Here is a 21,829-nt window from a genome sequence, read left to right as displayed (position 1 = left end):
ATGGTGCTGCGTATGGGCACCGCGTTGATCATCGTCGATGTGCAGAACGACTTCTGCGAGGGTGGCAGCCTGGCCGTGGCCGGGGGCTCGGAGGTGGCCGCGGGGATCACCCGCCACGTGGCCGACCACGGCTACGACCACGTCGTGGCGACCCGCGACTACCACATCTCCCCCGGCACTCACTTCTCCGGTTCCCCCGACTACGTCGCGACCTGGCCCGCCCACTGCGTGGCCGGCACCCCCGGCGCCGACTTCCACCCGTCGTTCGACGTGTCGGCGGTGGAGGAGGTCTTCAGCAAGGGGGCGTACGAGGCCGCGTACAGCGGGTTCGAGGGCACGTCGGGCGACGGCGAGACGCTGGCCGACTGGCTCAGGGAGCGCAGGGTGCGCGAGGTGGACGTGGTGGGCATCGCCACCGACCACTGCGTGCGCGCCACGGCCCTCGACGCGGTCAAGCACGGGCTGGCGGTGCGCGTCCTGCTGGACCTGACGGCCGGGGTCGCCGCGGCCACCACGGAGGCGGCGATGGCCGAGCTGCGCGACGCGGGCGCCGTCCTGCGAGGCGCGCCCGCCCTGGGGTGATCACGAAGGGTATGCACTGGGCAACGCTGCGGTCATGTGATATCGAAGAGGGCGAACCCACTCCGAAACCGGAGTAACACGGAGAGTGACCACTCTCCATCCCGTGGGAGGTTCGACTTGCTGCCCCTCTCGCTCGGCATGGCCTGGCTCCTGCTCGCACCCCTCTGCCTCTGGCTGCTCATCAAGGGCAGCAATCGCGAGCGGGCGGCCGCGATCGCGACATTAGCCCTGCTGGAGGCCGGCACGATCGCGATGACCTCCCTCCCGCACCCCGCCATCCCCGTCCGGCCGGCCGCCGCCCGCCCACTGCCGGCCCCGCCCACCCGCACCGCCGCCACCCCGCCCACCCGCACCACCGCCACCCCGATGCCCGCCTCCTGCGACGAGCGTGCCCAGGTCCCCCACACCGCCGAGGTCAGGCATGGCAACGAACTGCTGCTGAGCTGGCCCGCCGCGCCGCGCGAGTGCGGCTGCGCCGAGGTCGCCCTGCTCGCCAGTGACAGAAAGCTGCTGATCTGGCTGCGCACCACCCCGCGCACCGGACGCCACGAGGCCCGCGAGGGCCTGCTCACACTGCCGGTCCACGTCAGGGACGGCACGGCGTCGCTGACGGTCCCGTTACACCGTGAGAAACGGCTGACCCCGGCGGACGGGCGCAGCGGGCGCCCGATCCCGCTCACCTAGCGACCGTTCAGGCGTGGGCGATGGCCGTCCGCAGCGCGTCGTCGAACACCGCGAACACCTCGAAAGCGTGGCGCAACCCGGTGATCGACAACACGCGGGCCATCACCCCCTGAACGCCTCCGAGCAACAGCCTGGTGCCCCTGGACTCGCAGCGCTGCATGATGTCGACGAGTTCGTTCATCCCCATGGAGTCGCAGAACGAGATCTCGCCGAGATCCAGGATCAGGAAGGATTTGGGGGGTAGGTCCCAGATGTGCTGCAGATGCTCCCGCAGGAGTGGCAGCGCATTGACATCGAGCTCCCCCTCGAGCCGGATGATGATGGCGTTTCGAGAGAGGCCGGAAGTGACGGCGAGCGTCGATTTCCCGGTGGCCTCAGACGACATGGGCAAAGCCCTTCTGCATATCCGCAAGACAGCCAAGAGTGGTTGTTGCCACTTCCGTCGAGCTTCTAACAGAAGGCCACTGCTCTGTGTCCAAATGCGCAGAGTCACGCATCGTGACCAAGGGCCCGGCGACCGGTTCACACGCTTCGACCTGCGAGGACGCGCGTCACCGGGCCTCCGTCCTCACACCGCGCGATAGGTGATGAGGTACGCCAGGGTAAGGACCGCGAGCACCCCGAGCAGGACACTCGTACCCCCGACCACCATGACGACGTGCGAGTGGCGGGCCATCTTGCGCATCGCGGCCACCGTCACCCCGATCAGGACGGTCAGGATGACGAGCGACACCTGCCTGGGCTCGACGGCCGTGAGGATCCCCGCGGTGAATGCGAGGGACAGCGTATGCATTTTCTTCCTTTCTATTCTCCGGCCCGCGCCGAATGATGGGAATATGTAATGAGGAAAAGCGGCGGGCGAGCAAGCACGCACGCTCTTTTCACCTGAAGAAACCGAACGAGCCATTCACTACCCCGCTTCACCGAACCCAGGCGAAGTTCACCGCACCGGAAGTGAGGGCCGCCGGCGGCCCGGCCACGGGCGTCCCGGGGTTCACTGAAGTTCAGCGCCGTCACCTGAACTCCGCCCCCGCCTCCGCCTGCGTGACGGCCCGGCTGAGCGGACGCGTCCCGCGCCGCCGCTCTCGACTTCAGCTCGCGGGCCGATGTTTACTTAAGGTTGACGCACCCGGCGAGGGGGCTCGATGGTGGCGAACGACCTGTCCCGAGCACTGGCGCGACGGCTGCGCCGGCTCCGTGAAGGCCAGTGGCCGGGCCTGCGCATCACCCAGCAGCAACTGAGCAGAGCCCTGGGAGTCAGCGTGCCGCTGATCTCCTCCTGGGAGTCGGCCGGCGGCGCGCCCAGGGTGCCGCCCCTGCACCGGCTGGAGGCGTACGCGGCCTTCTTCGCCACCAGGCGCTCGCTCGCCAACGGCGCGCCCCGCGTGCTGCCGCTGGCCGAGCTGGGCCCGGAGGAGCGCGAGGAGCAGCGCAGACTCCTCGGCGAGCTGAGCAGGCTGCGCTCCGACGCCTTGCGCGCGCTGACCGCCGAGACCGGCAAACCGGCGCAGCGGGCGGGCCCGCCCGCCGACCCGTGGCACTTCCCCGACGGCGGCCGGATCACCATCATCTGCTCCGAGCTGCCGCCGTCCGCGCACCGCGAGGTCATGCGGAGCGTGCCCGACTACGTGGCCATGTACCGGTTCGCCGACCTCGATTCACTCTTCGAGCTGTACGGGCACCTGCGCGCGATGAACCCGCGCAGCCCGGTGAACCTGCGCGCGGTGAAGGAGCTGAACGCCGACGACCTGACCAACCACGTGGTGCTGCTCGGCGGCCCCGACTACAACGACATGACGGCCTCCATGCTGCGCCGGGTGCGCTTACCCGTGCGCCAGGTCTCCGACTGGAACGGCGAGAAAGGCCCCTATTTCGAGGTCGACGCGCGGCAGCGCTTTCATCCCGTGCTCCAGCAGGCAAATGATTTGCTGGAGGACGTCGGGCACTTCTACCGGGGCCCCAATCCCAACAACATCGAGCGCACTCTCAGCATCTGCAACGGCATGTACGCCAGAGGCGTCTACGGAGTGGTCAGGGCACTGACCGACCATCGTTTCAGCGAGCGGAACGCCGCCCGCCTCAGGGCTCGCTTCGGCACCGCCGCCGCCTACAGCATCCTCACCCGGGTGCGGATGGAGGGCCGCATCGTCCTCACCCCGGACTGGACCCGCGACTCCTACCGGCTGCACGAGTGGTCCATGCCGTCCGCCGCCGACTGAGGAGATCCCGATGGAGCACCACCGAGGCTCGCACCGGCAGCTCATCGACACCTCCCCGGCGACCGCCCCGCCCACGCGCGGGCACGTGGACGCGATCATCGTGCCCACGGTGCGCGCCCCCGGCTGCCTCTCCCACGCCATGCGCCTGGCCGGCCGGTTGCGCTGCCCCCTGGTGAGCCTGCACAGCCGGTGGTGGAGCAGGGCCGACCTCGCGGCCGGCCTGATGCCGGAGGGCACCCCGTACCTCGCCATCGACCTCGGCGAGCAACGCCACCTCAACCTGCCGGACCTCCGCACCACGGCCATGCTCAGGAGCACCAGGTTCGAGCGCACGACCGACATCGGCGCCAAACGCAACCTCGGCCTGCTCCTGGCCACCCTGATGGGCTGGGAGCGCGTCGTCTTCCTGGACGACGACGTCGAGGTGGACGCGCCCGGCGACCTCGTGCGGGCCGCCGCCCTGCTCGACCGCTACGACGCGGTGGGCCTGCACAACGACGGCTTCCCCGACAACTCCGTGGTCTGCCACGCGCACCGGCTCACCGGCGGGCACCAGGAGTCGTTCGTCGGCGGCGGCGCGCTGGCGGTCGAGACCTTCCGCGACCCGTCGTTCTTCCCCTGCGTCTACAACGAGGACTGGTTCTACCTCCTGGAGGAGCGCTCCCTGCGCAGCCTCACCGTGGCGGGGACGGCCAGGCAGCGCCCCTACGACCCGTTCGACCGGCCCGCGCGTGCCCGCGACCAGGAGCTCGGGGACGTGCTCGCCGAAGGCGTCTACTGGCTGCTCGACGACCACGGCGGCGCCGACTGGACCGCCGCCGCCGGCCCGGCCTACTGGCGGCGCTTCCTGCTCCGGCGCGAGTGCTTCCTGCTGGACGTGCTGCGCCGCGCCGGCCGCCTGCCCACCGGGCCCTGGTCCCGCTCCATGGAGGCCTCGGTGCGGGCCGCACTCGGCCGGCTCCGCACCATCGAGGCGGAGCTGTGCGTGCGGTACGTCGAGGCTTGGCGGCAGGATCGGCGGGGGTGGGTCGAGCACCTGAAGAGGCACTCGCGGCTCGCCTGGAACGTGCCGGACGCGCTGGCCCGGCTGACCCGGCTGGGCGCACCCGCCCTCACCTGGCGCTCCTCCCTCTGACACGCCCAACCCGCCCGCCCGACCCGCGCGCCGGGCCCGCCCGACACGCCGACACGTTCGCCCACCCCGCCTGCCCAGCTCGCCTGCCCGGCCTGCCCGGACCGCCCGCCCGGCCTGCCCGTCTGCCCAGGACCGCCCGCCCGCTCGGCCGGCCTGCCCGTCTGCCCGCGACACCCGCCCAGGCCGCCCGCCCGAACTGCCCGAGCCCGCCGCCTCACCAGACCGCCTGCCCCGGATCGCCCCCTCGCGAAGAGCCGGGCGGCCGGTGCGGGCGCGCCCGGGTCAGCGGCGCTGAGTGGCCCAGCGCCGGATCGTGGCGATCCGCTCCTGAATCTGCTCCACCGTCGCCTGCGCGATAGGCGGCCCACCACACGCCCGCCGCAACTCCGAATGAATCACCCCGTGCGGCTGCCCCGTGCGATGGTTCCACGCCCCCACCAGCCCGTTGAGCTCCCGCCGCAACTCAGCGATCTGCTCGTGCGGCGCCAGCTCCTCCTGCTTGGGCTCCTCCGTCTGCTGCCTGCGCTTGGCCGCCTGCTGATCGGACTGCCGCTTGCGCAGCAACTGGGCCACCTGATCGGGCTCCAGCAGCCCGGGAAGGCCGATGAAGTCCTCCTCCTCGGCCGACCCGATCTCCGCGCCCGTGCCGAACTCGCCACCGTCGAACAGCACCCGGTCGAAGGTGGCCGAGGTCTCCATCGTCTCGAACGGAAGCTCATCACCCAGGACGTCTGGATTGTCCTGCTTGCGGTTGGCCTGCTCCAGCAGCGAGTCGTCGAGGCCGTCCTCGGGAGGCCGCTTGTTGAGCACGTGGTCGCGCTCGACCTCCATCTCGTTGGCCAGCCCCATGAGCGTGGGCACCGAGGGAAGGAACACCGAGGCGGTCTCGCCGCGCTTGCGGGCACGCACGAAGCGGCCCACGGCCTGGGCGAAGAAGAGCGGGGTCGAGGTGGAGGTGGCGTAGACCCCGACGCACAGGCGCGGGATGTCGACGCCTTCCGACACCATGCGGACGGCCACCAGCCACCGGTCCTCGGAGGCCGCGAACGCCTTGATCTTCTTGGACGCGCCGGGGTCGTCGGACAGGACCACCGTGGCGCCCTCGCCGGTGATGTTGCGCAGGTGGCGGGCGTAGGCGCGAGCCGTCTCGTGGTCGGTGGCGATGACCAGGCCGCCCGCGTCGGGAACGCCCCTGCGCACCTCGGTGAGCCGGCGGTCGGCGGCCTGCATGACCTGCCGGATCCAGTCGCCCTTGGGGTCGAGCGCGGCCCGCCAGGCCTGGGAGAGCTGGTCCTTGGTGAGCGGGGTGCCGAGCGTGGCGGCGATCTCGTCGCCGGCGCGCGTGCGCCACTTCATCTCGCCGGAGTAGGCCAGGAAGATGACCGGACGGACGACGTTGTCGTCGAGGGCGGGGCCGTAGCCGTAGGAGTAGTCGGCGACGCTGCGCTTCAGGCCCTCCGCGTCCTCCTCGTAGGCCACGAAGGGGATCGGGTTGTCGTCGGACCTGAACGGCGTGCCGGTGAGCTGCAGGCGGCGGGTGGCGGGCTCGAACGCCTCGCGCACGCCGTCGCCCCACGACTTGGCGTCGCCCGCGTGGTGGATCTCGTCGAAGATGACCAGGGTCTTGCGGTTCTCCGTGCGGGCCCTGTGCAGCGCGGGGTGCATGGCGACCTGCGCGTACGTCACTGCCACGCCGGTGTAGTCGCGCGAGGTGGCGCCCTGGCTGTTCTTGAACTCGGGATCGATGGCGATGCCCACCCGGCTGGCCGCGTCGGCCCACTGGCGCTTGAGGTGCTCGGTGGGCGTCACGATCGTGACGGCCCTGATCACCCCGTTGGCGAGCAGCTCGCTGGCGATGCGCAGGGCGTAGGTCGTCTTGCCCGCGCCCGGCGTCGCCACGGTGAGGAAGTCACGCGGCTCGCGCCTGAAGTAGAGGTCGAAGGCCTCCTGCTGCCAGGCGCGCAGCTTGGGCGCGGTGCCCCACGCGGCCCGGTCGGGGTAGGAAGGCGATAGGTGGGACGCGGCGAAGGTGCTCACCGCATCACCTCTGGGGTTCGTGTGCTTCGCTCTCTCACAGTGACCCAAGAGTAATCGGGCCCACTGACAAGACGTGCCGTGAGCCGAGGATTCTGGCCAAGGTCTTCCTCACGTGCTATGCGGCTTATCGGAGGCTCGTCATCACCGCGTCCAGCGCCTGCCTGCTCCTTGTTTCCTCAGGTTGGAGCAGCCCGACCAGCAGGACGGGGCGGGCCTCGCGGGTGAGGAGCATCACTCTCAAGTACGCCGGACGATTCACCACATCTTGGTATTCCGCTCGTAGCGCACGAGTGTGGCCGTCGGGCAGCCGCCGATCCTCGACGACCGTCACGCGGTCTCCCCTGAGCAGGAGCCTGGAGTACAGCTCCGCCGCCTCCCGGGTGGCCTTCTCGGCGTCCTCGACCGGTCCCTGCACCGGCCTGGCCATCACCAGTCCCCCATGACCGTCGCGTACGACCGAGGTGAACCCCGTGACCGGCGGCACCGCGCCCTCGCTCCACCCCTGCGGCAGCGTCGCCGCCACCCCGGCCAGCGCGTCGCTCAGCCTTCCCGCGTCGCCCGGCCGGCTCGTGAGCCACAGTGCCGCCGCCGTCGCCGCGGACACCAGGCCCGTCCCCGCCGCCAGCGCCGCCAGCACGACCCCGACGCGCCGCCACCGCCGCGCCCCTGTGCGGTGGGTCCTGCGCGCGCCCGGGTCCTTCGGCGTGCCGTGGAGGCGGGCCGATGGCGGGAGCGCGTCGTCCCACCGGGGGTGCCGCTCCGGCTCCTCGAACGCCGGTCCGGGCCCCTCGAACGCCGGTCCAGGTTCCCCGAACGCCGGTCCAGGTCGCTCCAACACCGGTCCAGGTTCCCCGAACGCCGGTCCAGACCCCTCGAACGGCGGCCGCGGCTCCTCGAACTTCGGTCTTCGGTGCGGCTCCAGGTCGAGCGGATGCGATCGGCGTCCCTGTGGATCCGGCCTCCCCCAGCCCGCGTCCCCGCGCGATGGCGCGTCCCGTCCCCGGCCCGAGTCCCCGTTCTGCGGGCCTTCCTGTGCCGGGTCCCCCCGCGCGGGCCCCTGCCTCTGGGGCCCCTGCCGCTGGGGGTCCGGGCGCTGGGGGTCCGGCCGCTGGGGGTCCGGGCGCACAGGCTCGTCCGCGTACGGACGCCCGCGCCGCCCCCAAGCCGGCGGCGGTTCCGGCGGGCGTTCCGGCGGATCGGCCTCCGGGTCCTCTGGAGGAGGAGTACGGCGATGCCTGGGCCCCGGCTGCGGCGGCCAGACACGGTGATCACCCTCCATGACACCTCCTTGCCCGCTGTCCTATCACTCCCCGCCACGACGATCAGGAGAACCGTGATCGCTGTGACGGGAGGGACGGAATTCAGCGGACGCGGCCGGCGAGCAGGGTCGCGCTGAGCGAGATGACCGCCATGAGCACGGAGATGACCAGGAACCCGGTGGCGATCTGGGTGGAGGAGTGGCCGATGACGTTCACCAGCGCGCCGCCGATGCCGATGGACAGGGCCGAGCCGAGCTGGTCGGTGACGGAGAGGGAGGCCGAGTTGGCGCCCTGCTCGTTGACCGGCGACTGCTTCATGGCCGTGATGCTGATGGTGGTGATGCCGAACCCCATCCCGAAGCCCGCCACGATCCACGCGGGCACGGAGATCCATCCGGTCACCCCCGGCATGACGCAGAGCAGGCAGACCAGGATCGCGACGGTGACGCAGCCCGCGCCGAGCCTGATCCGCTTGTGCGCCTCGCCGGGCCGCCTGCTCTGCAGCCACGAGCCGGCGGACCACCCGAGCGCCCCGGTCGTCAGCGCGATGCCGGCCGACGTCGTGTCGAAGCCCTTCACGTGCTGCAACGCCAGCGGGATGAAGGCGTTCACCCCGAAGAAGGCGGCGGAGAAGAACCCGCGCATGAGCACCGTCGTGGACAGCCCGCGCCGGAAGCGCAGCGCGCCCGGCGGCAACAGCCGGTACAGGCCGTAGACCAGCAGGGCCAGCCCTGCCACGGTCTCCACGCCCGCCGTCACGGCCGCGAGGTGCAGGCGGTCCGCGCCGTGCAGCAGCAGCCCGGCGCCGCCCGCCGTCGCGGTGGCGGCCAGCGTCATCGCCACCGGCCTGGACCGCGGCCCCGTGCCGGGCTGGGCCTCGGCGGGAGAGCCCATCCGCAACGCCGGTACGAGCATCACCAGCGCGGGCACGACCAGCGGCACGATCCCGTAGAAGACGTAGCGCCAGCCCCACTGGCCACCGACGAACCCGGCCACGGACGGCCCCACCATGGCGGGCACCACCCAGGCGGCCGACACGGCGGCGAACGCCTTGGGCCGCACCTCCATGGCGTACACGCGGGCGATCATCACGTACAGCGCCACGATGGAGGCCCCGCCGCCCAGCCCCTGCACGGCCCGCGCCACGAGGAACATCCCGGCCGAGCCCGACGCGCCGGCCAGCGCCATGCCGACGGCGAACAGCACCACTCCGGCCAGGAACGGCAGCGCGTAGCCGCGGCGGTCCGACCAGAGGCCGGCCACCACGTTCATGAACAGGCTGGCGATGAGGAAGGCGGAGAAGCTGAGCCCGTACAGGTCGAGGGCGTCGAGCTCCTCGGCGATGGCGGGCATGACGACACCGACGGACATGCCCTCGAAGGCGATGAGCGTGACGACCAGCAGGATGCCTAAGGTGGCCGTGCGGTACTCGGGGCCAAGGATTCCCGCGGGCTTGTGGGGAGCGTCGAGTGCTTTTGGTGCTGTCACCTACATATCTTAGACGGGCCCGACATGTCAGACAGCGGGCGTGCTGCGGTAGGCCGCCCACATCTCGTGCATCCGGTCCGCCTGCCCGACCGTGAACTCCCACATGCACCTGTCGTGCGCGTAGTCCATGTAGTTGTGCGCCGGGTCCTGCCCGTCCTGCGTGGGGCAGGTGTCCTTGCCCTGCGGGCACGCCTCCGTCGGCCTCGCCTCGGGCGAGGTGTCGTCGATGCCGTCGCCGGGCGCCTTGCAGCCGTTCTCGAACGTGTGGAACAGGCCGAGCCAGTGGCCGATCTCGTGCACGCCCGTGAAGCCCTTGTTGTAGTCGCTCATCGCCCCGCCGGGCAGGCTGCGCCAGTCGATCACCACGCCGTCGAGCGCCGGCGCGCCCGCGTACCAGTAGGGGTAGCTGGCGAAGCCCAGCATCAGCTCGCTGAGCTGGGCGATGTAGAGGTTGAGCGTGTCGGCGCCGCCGACGTGCAGCGCGCTCTTCATGTCGCGCTCGCGGCGGATCGGGTCGGTGAACCAGGCGGGCTGCTCCTTGACCGAGATGCCGTCGAGGCGGAAGCGCACGCCGGTGTCCACGCCGCCGAACTTGCCGCCGTACGCGGAGTTCAGCGTGTCGATCTGGGCGTGGACCGCCGCGTCGGAGACCTTGCGCTCGGCGCCGGAGGAGATGATGTGCACCCGCGTCGGGACGGTGATCGCGCTGGGCGGCGTGACCCCGTTCAGCCGCTCGCCCAGCTCGGCCATCACCATGGCCACGTCCTGCGGCTTCGGCGAGCGCGGCCCCGGCCGCCCCGGCACGTGCCAGGGCGCGCGCCCGCGCGTACGCACCGCACCGAAAGGACCGGTAGCGGACGGCGCCGCGCCGACACGATCGATCGCAGGCGGCGGCGCCGCAGGGCGTCCGGCTGCGGGTGGCGGCACGGCGGGACGTCCGGCTGCGGGTGGCGGCGCGGCGGGACGTCCGGCTTCGGGTGGCGCCGTGGCGGCGCAGGCGGCCATCAGGGCGGCGCCGGGCTGAAGCGGCGGCAGCAACCCGGCCGCGAGCAGGCATGCCAACGAGACGGCGGACGCGCGCCGGACCATGCGGTACCCCCACTACGATATGAGCTGGCCTGGCTACAGACCGTAGCTCCACGCGCGAGGATTACCGCACAGCAACACTCACTGCTTGTCGTCGCCGCCCTCGCCGCCACCCGGGGGCAGGCCCTCGTAGATCTCCTTGCACTCCGGGCAGACCGGGTACTTCTTCGGGTCGCGGCTGGGCACCCAGACCTTGCCGCAGAGGGCGCGGATGGGCGTGCCGGTCACCATACTCTCGGTGATCTTGTTCCTGTCCGCGTAGTGGGCGAACCGCTCGTGATCGCCGTCGCCGTGCGACGTCCGCGGAGTGGTCTCCTGCTCTGGGAGGATCTTCGTGCTCACCCCATTGAGTTTATGCCCGCCCGCGACCGCCCCCCGCAACGCACCACGGCCCCCGTCCCCTGCGGGACGGAGGCCGTGAATCTGCGGGACGGAGGCCGTGAAGGGGCCGGGACCGGTCAGCCCATGTGCACGGGCGCGCCCTCGGTCTTCCTGCCCGCCCTGACGAAGAGCGTCAGCGCGGCGGTCAGCACCGCGACGCAGGTGCTCACCAGGAAGGCCAGGTGCATGCCGTCCATGAACGACAGGTGGATGGCGTCGCCGATCTGCTCGGGCAACCCGGGAGGCGCCTGGCCGAAGGCGGCGGCCTTCTCCAGGCCTTCGAGCTGCGCCGGCGGAATCCCGGCGGCGGCGGGGCCGAGGTAGCCCGGCAGCGTGTCGGAGATCTCGGCGGCCATCACGGCGCCCAGGATGGCGGTGCCGAGCGCGCCGCCTACCTGCATGGCCGACTGCTGCAGGCCGCCCGCGACGCCGCTCAGCCCGACCGGCGCGTTGCCCACGATGATCTCCGTGGCGCCCACGAAGACCGGCGAGAGGCCGAAGGCCAGCAGCACGAACGGGATGCCGCTCTCGATGAACGAGGCGTCGATGGAGAGCCGGGACATCAGGAACATCGCGAGCGCGGTGACCAGCAGACCGGCCGCCATCGTGATCTTCGGCCCCAGCCTGCCGAGCGCCATGCCCGCCAGCGGCGAGGCGACGATCATGCCCGCGCTCATCGGCAGCATGCGCAGACCGGCCTCCAGCGGCGACAGGCCGTGCACGCCCTGGAAGAAGAAGCCGAGGAAGAACATCGCGCCGAACATCGCGAAGGCGACCATCATCATCAGGAAGGTGCCGATGGAGATGGACGGGTTCGCGAACAGCGACAGCGGCACCAGCGGCTGCCTGGCCCTGCTCTGCCAGAACACGAACGCGGCCAGGAGCACCACGAAGGCGCCGACGAAGGAGAGCGTCGTGCTGTCGCCCCAGCCCCACTCGGGCGCCTTGATGATCGTCCAGACCAGCGAGAACATCGCGCCGGACAGCAGCACCACGCCGAGCCAGTCGATGCGCGCGAACGTCTGCGAGCGGTTCTCCTTGATCAGCAGGAAGCCCATGATCAGGGCGATGACGCCGACGGGCGCGTTGATGAAGAAGACCGACTCCCAGTTGACCTTCTCGACCAGCACGCCGCCCACGATCGGGCCGGCGGCGCTGGACAGGCCGATGATCGCACCCCAGGCCCCCATCGCCTGGTTCAGCTTCTCACCCGGGAACGCTGCACGCAGCAGCGCCAGCGCGGCGGGCTGCAGCAGCGCGCCGAACAGACCCTGCAGCACGCGCAGGCCGATCAGCGCGCCGATCGGGGTGACGCCGGGAATGATGTCGGCCAGTTCGGCGCTGAGCCCGATGCCCACGGAGGACAGCGCGAAGCCCCCCACGCCGATGAGAAACACCCGCTTGTGCCCGAACAGGTCGCCGAGCTTGCCGGCGGTGATCAGGAAGACCGCGAGCGCGAGCAGGTAACCGCTGGTCACCCACTGCAGGTCGGAAAGTGTCGCCTTCAGATCGGCCTGGATGACCGGGTTGGCGATGCCGACGACCGTGCCGTCGAGCATCACCATGATCACGCCTAGGCTCACCGCCAGCAGCACAAGCCACGGGTTGCTCCCCGTCCCCGGCTTGCCAGGGCCGGACGAGGACGGTGCCGCGACCGCCTTCGTATCAGCCATTGAATCCCCCTCAAAGCACCCACATCAGGGCATAGATCTCGTAAGTCTCAGGTAATCTACTGTCAGTCTGTGACGTGTGACAAACGACTTTTATTCGTCGCCCTATGACTTATGGCACACTGTGACAGAAAGGTTTCGAGGGAGTGACCACAGTGGGTCTTCGGGAACGCAAGAAGGAAAAGACGCGCCTGGCGATCCTCGACGCGGCGCTGGACCTGTTCCTCGAACAAGGATACGAGTCCACCACGGTCGAGCAGATAGCGGGGGCCGTCGAGATCTCCCCCCGCACCTTCTTCCGCTACTTCACCGGCAAGGATCACCTGGTCCTGCTGTTCCACGACCACGCCGAGGACCTCATGCTGGAGGCCCTGGCGGACCGGCCGGCCGACGAACCGCCCTTCACCTGCCTCATGCAGGCGATGCGCGCCGTCCTGGCCGACCTCGAGGGCTCAACGCCGGAGGACGCGCGGAGATTCCTGAAGCTGCGGCGGCTGCTCGACGAGCATCCGCGCCTGGTCGGCCTGTCGGCGGCCAGGGGCGCGCAGACGGAGCAGCACCTCGCCGAGGCGATCGCCGCCCGCAGGGGCGTGAACGCCGATGAGGATCAGCTCACGCACCTGATCGTGGCGTTCGCGATGTCGACCATGCGCGTCGGGTTCGAGTGCCCCCGCCGCGACGGCACGATCACGGAGGTCGGGCACCGGATGGCGGAGAGCATCGCGCTGGCGGAACGCTCCCTGCGCCCCGGCTGGGACGTGTAGTCAGTTCATGGTGGGGTCGTCGGGGCAGGTCGCCACGAAGGCCAGCTCGCCCCGCTGACGCCGGAGCACCCGCCGCCACAGCGAGGCGGGGTCGGCGTGGAAGGTGTCGCCGACCTCGGAGTCCACGACGTACCAGGCACCTTCGGCGATCTCGCTCTCCAGCTGCCCCGACGTCCAGCCCGCGTACCCCGCGAAGATGCGCATCTGCGCGATCTCCCCCTGGAGGATCTCGGGCGGCGCGTCCAGATCGACGGTGCCCAGCCGGGCCACCGCGTCGGTGCCCGCGTGCAGGCGGCGCCACCCCAGCGGCTCCTCCCCGCTCGGGACCGCCGCCAGCGCCAGCGCGCTGTCGGTCTGCACAGGCCCGCCTTCGAAGAGCACGGAGGGACCGGTCACCAGGGGATCCCACACAGGCAGCACCTGTGTCACCGAGATGTCACTGGGCCTGTTGAGCACGACGCCCAGGGTGCCGCCGTCGTGGTCGTGTTCGAGAATCAGCACGACGCTACGCCGGAAGTTGGGGTCGTCGAGGAGTGGCGTCGCCACCAGCAACCCGCCGACGTAGATCGCTTCCGCCATACCCTCCATCATGAGGTACCTGCGGGGGTGCGCGCTCCCCCAGTGTGTCGATGTTACTTTTCGTGCACACTTGGGAACTTTAGGTAGCGATAATCTGGCTCGGGGGAACATATGCGCACCAGACTCCGCTTCCTGTTGGCCGCCCTGCCGCTGGGCGCCATCGCTCTGCTGCCTTCCGTCTCCGACGCCCAGGAGCGCGACTGGCCCTGGCCGCGCCACGACGCCGGCGACCCGTTCACGATGACCGTGGACGACATGGGGTGCCGCTCGGGCAAGGTGCCCGTGCGGCTGCACAACCAGACCCGCCAGCTCGCCCGCTTCGACCTGAAGGCCGACGGCGCCAGCGTGGCGAGCGGCTCGATCCCGGCCCGCAAGACCATCGTCAGGCACGTGCCGGTGGGCAAGGGCAGCGGCGCGGAGATCGAGGCGTACTCCGTGAGCGACCACGAGCCGGAGACGCTGATCGACTCCAGCCACGTCGAGAACGACTGCCCCTGGGGGCATCGCCGCCACGGCCACCTGCCCTACACGGGCCCGCCCGCCGACCTCATGGGGAAGCTGGCGACGGCGGGCGGGCTCGTGGTGATGGGCGGGATCCTGTGGTGGTACGGCTCGATCTGGCCGCGTTCGAACCCCTGACCGATGGGCCCCACCGCGACCAGCCTGCCGCGGCGCCACGACAAGGGCTCCGGCCACGATCAGCCCGGCGGCGCCGCCACGACGAAGGCTCCGGCCCTGGCGGCGGCCAGCGCGCGGGCCACGGACTGCTCGGCGGCCACCCGCGTCACCGGCTCCCTCGTGACCACCAGCCGGTAGTAGAGCGGGGCCGAGACCGCCCTGATCACCTCGCCGCCGTCGGTGCCCTCGGGCAGCTCGCCGCGCCGCACGGCGAGGTCCACGACCTTGGCCCACTCCTCGATGCGGCGCAGGTAGAAGCCGCGCAGCGCCTGCGCCGCCTGCTCGTCGGAGGTGGCGGCGGCGATCACCGCCTGGAACGTCGCACCGAGCCGCCCGTCGTTGAGCGCGTCGAGCACGGCCAGCGCGTTGGCGCGCAGATCCTCCTCGACGCTCCCCGTGTCGGCGTGGTCGGAGGACTGGTTGGCCAGCTCGTTCATCAGGTCGGCCACCAGCCTCGGGGTGCTTCCCCAGCGCCGGTAGACGGTCGTCTTGCCGACGCCTGCCCTGGCCGCGACCTGGTCCATGGTCAGGCCATGGAAGCCGCGTTCGACCAGCTCGTCCTGGGTGGCCTCCAGGACGGCCGCGCGCACCCGGGCTGTGCGGCCCCCCGGCCGCACGGTTCCCGCAGAACGGGAAGGTTGGTCCATCAAGTCTCCTTCTCGGGACATGTCGCACTATCGGCGCACTCCCCGGGTGTTCGGCAATGCCGAACTGCGTTAGGGTTCCCCTTGTGGGAGAGACGATTCAATCGGTGGAGCGCGCCGCCGCGATCCTACGGCTGCTCGCCTCCGGTCCACGGCAACTCGGGGTGGCCGAGCTGGCCCGGGCGATGGGCCTGCCGAAGGGCACGCTGCACGGCATCCTGCGCACCCTGGTCCACGTGGGCTTCGTCGAGCAGGACGCGGCCACGGGGAAGTACCGTCTCGGCGCCACGCTGCTCCATCTGGGCAGCAGCTACCTCGATGTCAACGAGCTGCGCACCCGCTCCATCAACTGGGCCGACGCGCTGGCCGGCCGCAGCAGGGAGAGCGCCTGGATCGGCACCCCGCACGAGGGTCACGTCCTGGTCATCCACCACGTGTTCCGGCCCGACGACAGCATGCAGACGCTGCAGGTGGGCACGTACCTGCCGACGCACGCCAGCGCGCTGGGCAAGGTGCTGCTCGCGCACGACCCGTACGGCGAGGCCACGCAGCCCCTGGAGCCCAGCACCAAGCACACGATCGTCGATCCGGCGGCCCTGGAGGCGGAGCTCGCCCAGGTCAGGGCGCGGGGCTGGGCGGCCGAGATGGAGGAGCTGACGGAGGGCGAAGTGGCCATCGCCGCCCCGATCAAGGACCCGCGCGGCCTGGTGGTCGGCGCCATCGGCATCCGGGGGGCGGTCGAGCGGCTGGCCCCGGACGGCGGCCTGAACATGCAGTTCGTCTCGTACGTACGCGACGCGGCCCGGGCCATAACCCGCGACCTCGCCCGATGACACTTGAACAAGCTTCGACAGACCACATACCATTCGTTCGGCATTGTCGAACCATGAGCCTTGCGAGGAACCCAGTGCCTCGATCGCACTACGTCGCAGCCATTGACCAGGGCACCACGTCCAGCCGGTGCATCGTGTTCGACGAGGCCGGCAACATCATCTCCGTCGCCCAGCGCGAGCACCGCCAGATCTTCCCCAAGCCCGGCTGGGTCGAGCACGACGCGGACGAGATCTGGCGCAACGTCCAGGCCGTCCTCGCCGAAGCGGTCAGCGGGGCCGGCATCGAGGACACCCGGATCGCCGCCCTCGGCATCACCAACCAGCGCGAGACCACCGTCCTGTGGGACCGCGAGACGGGCCGTCCCGTCTGCCCCACCGTCGTGTGGCAGGACACCCGCACCGACGCGCTCACGCGCGCGCTGGCCGAGCACGAGGGCCTGTTCAAGGAGCGGGCCGGGCTGCCGCTGGCCACCTACTTCGCCGGGCCCAAGATCCGGTGGCTGCTCGACGCGTACGGGCTGCGCGACCGCGCCGAGCGCGGCGAGGTGCTGTTCGGCACCATGGACTCCTGGCTGCTGTGGAACCTCACGGGCCGCCACATCACCGACGTGACCAACGCCAGCCGCACGATGCTGATGAACATCCGCACCCTGGCCTGGGACGACGAGCTGCTCGACGCGATGGGCGTGCCACGCGCGATGCTGCCGGAGATCCGCCCGTCCGCCGAGGTCTACGGCCACACCGAGGCCGGCGTGCCGGTGGCGTCGGCGCTCGGCGACCAGCAGGCGGCGCTGTTCGGGCAGACCTGCTTCGCACCCGGCGAGACCAAGAGCACCTACGGCTCGGGCAGCTTCCTGCTGATGAACACCGGCGACGAGCCGGTCGTCTCCAAGCACGGCCTGCTGACCACCGTCGGCTACCAGATCGGCGCCGGGCCCGCCACGTACGCGCTGGAGGGCGCCATCGCGGTCACCGGCTCCCTGGTGCAGTGGCTGCGCGACAACCTCGGCCTGATCTCCAGCGCGGCCGAGATCGAGACGCTGGCCAAGACGGTCGACGACAACGGCGGCTGCTACTTCGTCCCGGCCTTCTCGGGGCTGTTCGCGCCGCACTGGCGCTCGGACGCGCGCGGCGTGATCGCCGGGCTGACCGGGTTCGTGAACAAGGGGCACCTCGCGCGGGCCGTCCTGGAGGCCACGGCGTGGCAGACGCGCGAGGTCGTGGACGCCATGAACGCCGACTCGGGCCTCGACCTGACGACGCTGCGGGCCGACGGCGGCATGACCGCCGACAACCTGCTCATGCAGACGCTCGCCGACGTGCTGGCCGTGCCGGTGATCAGGCCGATGGTGGCCGAGACGACCGCGCTCGGCGCCGCGTACGCCGCGGGCCTGGCCACCGGCTACTGGCCGGACCTCGACACCCTGCGCGCCAACTGGCACAAGGCCGCAGAATGGCGGCCCGCGATCGACGAGGCCGCCCGCGAGCGCGAGTACCGCAACTGGAAGAAGGCCGTGGCCCGCACCCTGGGCTGGGTCGAGCAGGAGGGATGACGGGGATGACGACCGCGATCGGCACCGACCGGGCGGAGGTCCGGCAGGAGCTGTCCACCACCACCTACGACCTGCTCGTGATCGGGGGCGGCATCCTGGGCACCTCGGTGACCTGGATGGCCGCCCAGGCGGGGCTGCGGGTGGCGATGGTCGAGGCCGGCGACTTCGCCGGAGCCACCTCCAGCGCCTCCTCCAAGCTCGTCCACGGCGGCCTGCGCTACCTGCAGACCGGCAACGTCAGGCTGGTGGCCGAGAACCACCGCGAGCGCCGCGCCCTGGCCGCCGACATCGCGCCGCACCTGGTCAAGCCGCTGACGTTCCTGGTCCCGATCTACAAGGGCGGGCCGCACGGGGCCGCCAAGCTGGGCGCGGGCGTGTTCCTGTACTCGGCGCTGTCGGTGTTCGGCGACGGCATGGGCAAGGTGATCACACCGCACCAGGCGCTGGCCAAGGTGCCCGCGCTGCGCACCGAGGGGCTGCGGGCCGCCGCCGTCTACGGTGACCACCAGATGAACGACAGCCGTGTCGCGGTCATGACCGTACGCGCCGCCGCCGACGCCGGTGCGACCGTGCTCAACCATGCGGAGGTCGTCGGGCTGCGCAAGACGTCCGGCAGCGTGACGGGCGCCGAGCTGCGCGACAGGCTCGACGGCGCCGAGTTCGGCGTGTCCGCCAGGTTGGTGCTCAACGCCACCGGCCCGTGGGTGGACCACCTGCGCCGCATGGAGGACCCGGACGCCGCCCCCAGCATCCGGCTGTCCAAGGGCGCCCACCTGGTGCTGCGCCGGCACGAGCCGTGGAAGGCGGCGCTGACCACGCCGATCGACAAGTACCGCGTCTCCTTCGCCATCCCGTGGGAGGACCATCTGCTGCTGGGCACCACGGACGAGGCGTACGAGGGCGATCCTGGCGCGGTCAGCCCGACGGAGGCGGACATCGCGCAGATCCTCGACGAGGCCGGCCACTCCGTGCGCGACGAGCAGCTCAGGCGCGAGGACATCACCTACGCCTTCGCCGGCCTGCGCGTCCTGCCCGGCGGCCCCGCCCAGGTGACGGCCGCCAAGCGGGAGACGGTGCTGTCGCGCGGCTCCGGCGGCATGCTGTCGGTCGCCGGCGGCAAGTGGACGACCTACCGGCACATCGGCAAGTACGTGCTCGACATCCTCGCCCACCTGCCGGGCCGGCCCCTAGGCGACGACCTGGCCGACATCCTGCCGGCCGTGCCGCTGCCCGGCCTGGCCAGCCCCGACGCGGTCGCCCTGCGCCTGTGGACCGACCGCGACCCGGGCACCCGCATGGACCCGCTGGTGGCCAGGCACCTGGCCACGCACTACGGGTCGATCGCGTTCGAGCTGGCCAGGCTCATCAGGGAGGACCCGGCGCTCGGCGAGCGCATCCACCCCGACGGGCCCGACATCTGGGCGCAGGCCGTCTACGCCCGCGACCACGAGTGGGCGGCCACGGTGGACGACGTCGTACGCCGCCGCACCACCCTCACCGTACGCGGCCTCGACACCCAGGACGTGCGCGCCAGGATCGCCGCCCTGCTGGCCTGAGCCGCCACGAGAGGTGGCCAGGCGCTCAGCCTGGGCAGGGGGCAGGCATGCGTACTCCCATCAACGAAGCCCTGCTCAGGCACTTCACGGACCTGCGCGACGGCGGCCACGGCACCGCCGTCACGCGGGAGGACAAGGAACGCGTCTTCGCCAGGGCCGTCGAGCTCCTCGACCCCGTGGCGCGCAGAGCCCTCGACGAGGCCAACGCCGACCTGCTGCTCGGCACCGGTCAGGTGGTGGCCAGCGGGGTCACCCGGTCACGCGAGGGCGGCCTGAACGCGATGTGGTCGCTGACGTGGCAGCAGCAGCGGGAGAGCGGGATCCAGCCGATCGCGGTGGTCGCCCACTTCGGCTGCGACTTCCACCACCCGCACCTGCGGGGGAACACGGTCGGCGACTGGCCGCTGAACATCTTCGACGAGGCGGACGCGGCCGGCCAGCTGGACACGCTGAGGGTGATCGCGGCCGGCGACGCGCACAACCTGGTGTTCCAGGAGAGCTTCCGCCTGATGCCCGCGCTCACGACCTCCGCGCATCACGGGACGCCCTGAACGCGTGATCAGGCCTCCGTGAAGCCGCGCGCCCGGCCACCCGCCGACTCGCGCACGGCCGCGGCCACGGCGGTGGCCACGTCGGGGTGGAACACGCTGGGGATGATGTAGTTCGGCCCCAGCTCCTCCGGCGTGACGACGGCGGCAAGCGCCCCGGCGGCGGCCAGCAGCATCTCCTGCGTCACCCCGTTGGCCTGCGCGTCGAGCAGCCCGCGGAACACCCCGGGGAAGGCCAGCACGTTGTTGATCTGGTTGGGGAAGTCGGAGCGCCCGGTGGCCACCACGGCGGCGTGCTGGGCGGCCTCGTCGGGCGACACCTCGGGCTCCGGGTTGGCCAGCGCGAAGACCACCGCGTCCTTGGCCATGGCGGCGATGTCGTCGCCGGTCAGGATGCCCGGCGCGGAGACCCCCACGAACACGTCGGCGCCCTTGACGGCCCCGCGCAGGTCGCCGGAGTAGCCCTCGGCGTTGGTGTGGTCGGCGATCCAGCGCAGCGACTCGTCGAGGTCGTCGCGGCCCTTGTGGACGGCGCCGAGGTAGTCGCAGACGACGACGTTGCGGGCGCCGGAGGCCAGCAGCAGCCGCAGCACGGCGTTGCCCGCCGCGCCCGCGCCCGCCATGGTGATCTTGACGTGCTCGATCTTCTTGTTCACCACCCGCAGCGCGTTGGTGAGCGCGGCCAGCACGCAGATCGCGGTGCCGTGCTGGTCGTCGTGGAAGACGGGGATGTCGAGCAGCTCGCGCAGCCGCCGCTCCACCTCGAAGCAGCGCGGCGCGCCGATGTCCTCCAGGTTGATGCCGCCGAAGCCGGGCGCGATCACCTGCACGGTGCGGACGATCTCGTCCACGTCCTGCGTGTCGAGGCAGATCGGCCAGGCGTCGATGCCCGCGAAGCGTTTGAACAGCGCGGCCTTGCCCTCCATGACCGGCAGCGCCGCCTCCGGCCCGATGTTGCCCAGCCCCAGGACGGCCGAGCCGTCGGTGACGACGGCCACGGTGTTGCGCTTGATGGTCAGCCGCCGCGCGTCCTCCTTGTTGCGGGCGATCGCCATCGACACGCGCGCCACGCCCGGCGTGTACGCCATGGACAGCTCGTCGCGGTTGCGCAGCGGCACCTTGGACTTCATCTCGATCTTGCCGCCGAGGTGCATGAGGAACGTGCGGTCGGACACCTTGTGGATGACGACGCCCTCGACGGCCTCGAGCTGGTCGACGATGGCCTGGGCGTGGTCGGTGTCCCTGGCGGCGCAGGTGACGTCGATGCGGAGCTTCTCGTGCCCCGCGTTGGTGACGTCGAGGGCGGTCACGACGCCCCCGGCCGACTCTACGGCGTGGGTGAGCTGGCTGACGGCCTTGCCGCCGGCCGGCACCTCGAGACGCACGGTGATGGAGTACGACACACTCGGGACGGTCGCCACGTCAATCGCTCCTTCGGGACTGACCAAGAATGCATCCATGTTAGGGGCAGTTGACTGTGACCTGACTCGACGCCCGCTCAATCGAGCGCCTCGGCCGCCTTCACGATCAGCTCGACGCACGTCCTCACCGGGATTGTGGTGCTGTCGAGAACCAGGTGATATTGGCAGGGATCGGCGGGATCGGCACGATAGAAGTGCCGTACGTAGGCGCCGCGGGCCCGGTCGTTGTCCTCGATGATGCGGCGGGCCTCGCGCTCGCTCAGCTCACCCAGAGTGGCCGTCTGGCGGACGCGGCGCTGGAGCGGGGCGTCGAGCCGGACGTGCAGCGCGCCGGGATGGTCGGCCAGCACGACCGCGCCGGCCCTGCCCAGGAACACGCCGCCCTGGTTGCGGGCCATCTCGGTGAGCATGCGCTCCGTGCGCCGGACGAACTCCTCGGGCGCGAGCGGCATCGCCCCCGGCACGTACATGTCGACGCCGCCGAAGGTGACCGTCGGCAACCGTACGGCGCCCGCGAACAGCCTGCCGAGGCCGTGCTCGGCCCGGTCGTCGTGGGCCAGCGCCTCCTCCAGCGTGCAGCCGAGCTCCTCGGCCACGGCGCTGGGGATGGCGCGATCGACGAACGGCACGCCGAGCAGCTCGGCGACGGCCGGGCCCATCTGGCTGCCGGCCGTGCCGTATGTCGCCGATATCGTGACGACCCGCATATCTC

The 21,829-nt window shown here is 71.1% G+C and carries 22 protein-coding genes; 10 read left to right on the top strand and 12 right to left on the bottom strand.

Annotated elements, in window-relative coordinates; translation table 11 throughout:
• Positions 1 to 12 precede the first annotated feature (12 nt).
• Both FXF51_RS14825 and FXF51_RS14820 read left to right on the top strand, forming a co-directional pair.
• A complete protein-coding gene (locus tag FXF51_RS14825) occupies positions 13 to 582 on the top strand; it encodes an isochorismatase family protein (RefSeq protein WP_148435028.1) in 570 nt (189 codons plus the stop codon).
• Between the two features lie 117 nt (positions 583 to 699).
• On the top strand, positions 700 to 1,266 hold the full coding sequence (locus FXF51_RS14820) for a hypothetical protein (RefSeq protein WP_148435027.1): 567 nt from the start codon (positions 700 to 702) through the stop codon (positions 1,264 to 1,266).
• Between the two features lie 7 nt (positions 1,267 to 1,273).
• Here FXF51_RS14820 and FXF51_RS14815 read toward each other — a convergent pair whose 3' ends face one another.
• The gene (locus FXF51_RS14815; protein ID WP_148435026.1) at positions 1,274 to 1,651 is read right to left on the bottom strand and encodes an STAS domain-containing protein; all 378 of its coding nucleotides are present in this window, start codon (positions 1,649 to 1,651) and stop codon (positions 1,274 to 1,276) included.
• 183 nt (positions 1,652 to 1,834) lie between these two features.
• Positions 1,835 to 2,059, bottom strand: a complete 225-nt coding sequence (locus tag FXF51_RS14810) for a hypothetical protein (protein WP_148435025.1) — start codon at positions 2,057 to 2,059, stop codon at positions 1,835 to 1,837.
• A 352-nt stretch (positions 2,060 to 2,411) separates the two neighbouring features.
• On the opposite strand from FXF51_RS14810, the gene FXF51_RS14805 reads away from it, so the two are divergent.
• Entirely contained in the window at positions 2,412 to 3,485 is a 1,074-nt protein-coding gene (locus FXF51_RS14805) for a helix-turn-helix domain-containing protein (protein ID WP_148435024.1), read from the top strand.
• A 10-nt stretch (positions 3,486 to 3,495) separates the two neighbouring features.
• The gene (locus FXF51_RS14800; protein ID WP_148435023.1) at positions 3,496 to 4,620 is read left to right on the top strand and encodes a hypothetical protein; all 1,125 of its coding nucleotides are present in this window, start codon (positions 3,496 to 3,498) and stop codon (positions 4,618 to 4,620) included.
• A gap of 282 nt (positions 4,621 to 4,902) precedes the next feature.
• Here FXF51_RS14800 and FXF51_RS14795 read toward each other — a convergent pair whose 3' ends face one another.
• The 6 genes from FXF51_RS14795 to FXF51_RS14770 all read right to left on the bottom strand — a co-directional run bounded on the left by FXF51_RS14795 (position 4,903) and on the right by FXF51_RS14770 (position 12,544).
• Complete coding sequence (locus tag FXF51_RS14795; protein WP_148435022.1) at positions 4,903 to 6,657, bottom strand: DEAD/DEAH box helicase; 1,755 nt, start codon at positions 6,655 to 6,657, stop codon at positions 4,903 to 4,905.
• Between the two features lie 124 nt (positions 6,658 to 6,781).
• On the bottom strand, positions 6,782 to 7,495 hold the full coding sequence (locus FXF51_RS14790; RefSeq protein WP_148435021.1) for a hypothetical protein: 714 nt from the start codon (positions 7,493 to 7,495) through the stop codon (positions 6,782 to 6,784).
• Between the two features lie 523 nt (positions 7,496 to 8,018).
• On the bottom strand, positions 8,019 to 9,404 hold the full coding sequence (locus FXF51_RS14785) for an MFS transporter (RefSeq protein ID WP_148435020.1): 1,386 nt from the start codon (positions 9,402 to 9,404) through the stop codon (positions 8,019 to 8,021).
• 27 nt (positions 9,405 to 9,431) lie between these two features.
• Positions 9,432 to 10,238, bottom strand: a complete 807-nt coding sequence (locus FXF51_RS14780) for a zinc metalloprotease (RefSeq protein ID WP_262379528.1) — start codon at positions 10,236 to 10,238, stop codon at positions 9,432 to 9,434.
• A gap of 333 nt (positions 10,239 to 10,571) precedes the next feature.
• Positions 10,572 to 10,832: a DUF3039 domain-containing protein gene (locus FXF51_RS14775; protein ID WP_148435018.1), complete on the bottom strand. Its 261-nt coding sequence runs from the start codon at positions 10,830 to 10,832 to the stop codon at positions 10,572 to 10,574.
• 116 nt (positions 10,833 to 10,948) lie between these two features.
• Positions 10,949 to 12,544, bottom strand: a complete 1,596-nt coding sequence (locus FXF51_RS14770; RefSeq protein WP_148435017.1) for an MFS transporter — start codon at positions 12,542 to 12,544, stop codon at positions 10,949 to 10,951.
• A gap of 152 nt (positions 12,545 to 12,696) precedes the next feature.
• On the opposite strand from FXF51_RS14770, the gene FXF51_RS14765 reads away from it, so the two are divergent.
• Positions 12,697 to 13,305: a TetR/AcrR family transcriptional regulator gene (locus tag FXF51_RS14765; protein ID WP_222871280.1), complete on the top strand. Its 609-nt coding sequence runs from the start codon at positions 12,697 to 12,699 to the stop codon at positions 13,303 to 13,305.
• Here FXF51_RS14765 and FXF51_RS14760 read toward each other — a convergent pair whose 3' ends face one another.
• The gene (locus tag FXF51_RS14760; RefSeq protein WP_148435015.1) at positions 13,306 to 13,884 is read right to left on the bottom strand and encodes a YqgE/AlgH family protein; all 579 of its coding nucleotides are present in this window, start codon (positions 13,882 to 13,884) and stop codon (positions 13,306 to 13,308) included.
• Positions 13,885 to 13,995: 111 nt separating this feature from the next.
• Here FXF51_RS14760 and FXF51_RS14755 point away from each other — a divergent pair, with 111 nt between their 5' ends.
• The gene (locus FXF51_RS14755; RefSeq protein ID WP_148435014.1) at positions 13,996 to 14,523 is read left to right on the top strand and encodes a hypothetical protein; all 528 of its coding nucleotides are present in this window, start codon (positions 13,996 to 13,998) and stop codon (positions 14,521 to 14,523) included.
• 59 nt (positions 14,524 to 14,582) lie between these two features.
• On the opposite strand, the gene FXF51_RS14750 is transcribed toward FXF51_RS14755, so the two are convergent.
• A complete protein-coding gene (locus FXF51_RS14750) occupies positions 14,583 to 15,209 on the bottom strand; it encodes a TetR/AcrR family transcriptional regulator (RefSeq protein WP_148435013.1) in 627 nt (208 codons plus the stop codon).
• 56 nt (positions 15,210 to 15,265) lie between these two features.
• On the opposite strand from FXF51_RS14750, the gene FXF51_RS14745 reads away from it, so the two are divergent.
• From FXF51_RS14745 to FXF51_RS14730, 4 genes are all read left to right on the top strand, one after another.
• On the top strand, positions 15,266 to 16,039 hold the full coding sequence (locus FXF51_RS14745; RefSeq protein WP_411268360.1) for an IclR family transcriptional regulator: 774 nt from the start codon (positions 15,266 to 15,268) through the stop codon (positions 16,037 to 16,039).
• A gap of 74 nt (positions 16,040 to 16,113) precedes the next feature.
• The gene (glpK, locus tag FXF51_RS14740) at positions 16,114 to 17,592 is read left to right on the top strand and encodes a glycerol kinase GlpK (RefSeq protein WP_262379527.1); all 1,479 of its coding nucleotides are present in this window, start codon (positions 16,114 to 16,116) and stop codon (positions 17,590 to 17,592) included.
• 5 nt (positions 17,593 to 17,597) lie between these two features.
• Positions 17,598 to 19,148 (top strand): glycerol-3-phosphate dehydrogenase/oxidase, encoded by a 1,551-nt coding sequence (locus FXF51_RS14735; protein ID WP_148435010.1) that lies wholly within the window; start codon positions 17,598 to 17,600, stop codon positions 19,146 to 19,148.
• 47 nt (positions 19,149 to 19,195) lie between these two features.
• Positions 19,196 to 19,699, top strand: a complete 504-nt coding sequence (locus tag FXF51_RS14730; RefSeq protein WP_148435009.1) for a hypothetical protein — start codon at positions 19,196 to 19,198, stop codon at positions 19,697 to 19,699.
• 8 nt (positions 19,700 to 19,707) lie between these two features.
• Here FXF51_RS14730 and FXF51_RS14725 read toward each other — a convergent pair whose 3' ends face one another.
• Positions 19,708 to 21,117, bottom strand: coding sequence for an NAD-dependent malic enzyme (locus FXF51_RS14725; protein ID WP_148435008.1), 1,410 nt, complete (start codon positions 21,115 to 21,117; stop codon positions 19,708 to 19,710).
• A 77-nt stretch (positions 21,118 to 21,194) separates the two neighbouring features.
• Positions 21,195 to 21,824, bottom strand: a complete 630-nt coding sequence (locus FXF51_RS14720; protein WP_148435007.1) for an AAA family ATPase — start codon at positions 21,822 to 21,824, stop codon at positions 21,195 to 21,197.
• Positions 21,825 to 21,829: the final 5 nt, after the last annotated feature.

The sequence above is a fragment of the Nonomuraea sp. PA05 genome (assembly GCF_008086045.1).
Taxonomy (GTDB): domain Bacteria; phylum Actinomycetota; class Actinomycetes; order Streptosporangiales; family Streptosporangiaceae; genus Nonomuraea; species Nonomuraea monospora.
This window is presented reverse-complemented; position numbering and strand designations above follow the sequence as displayed.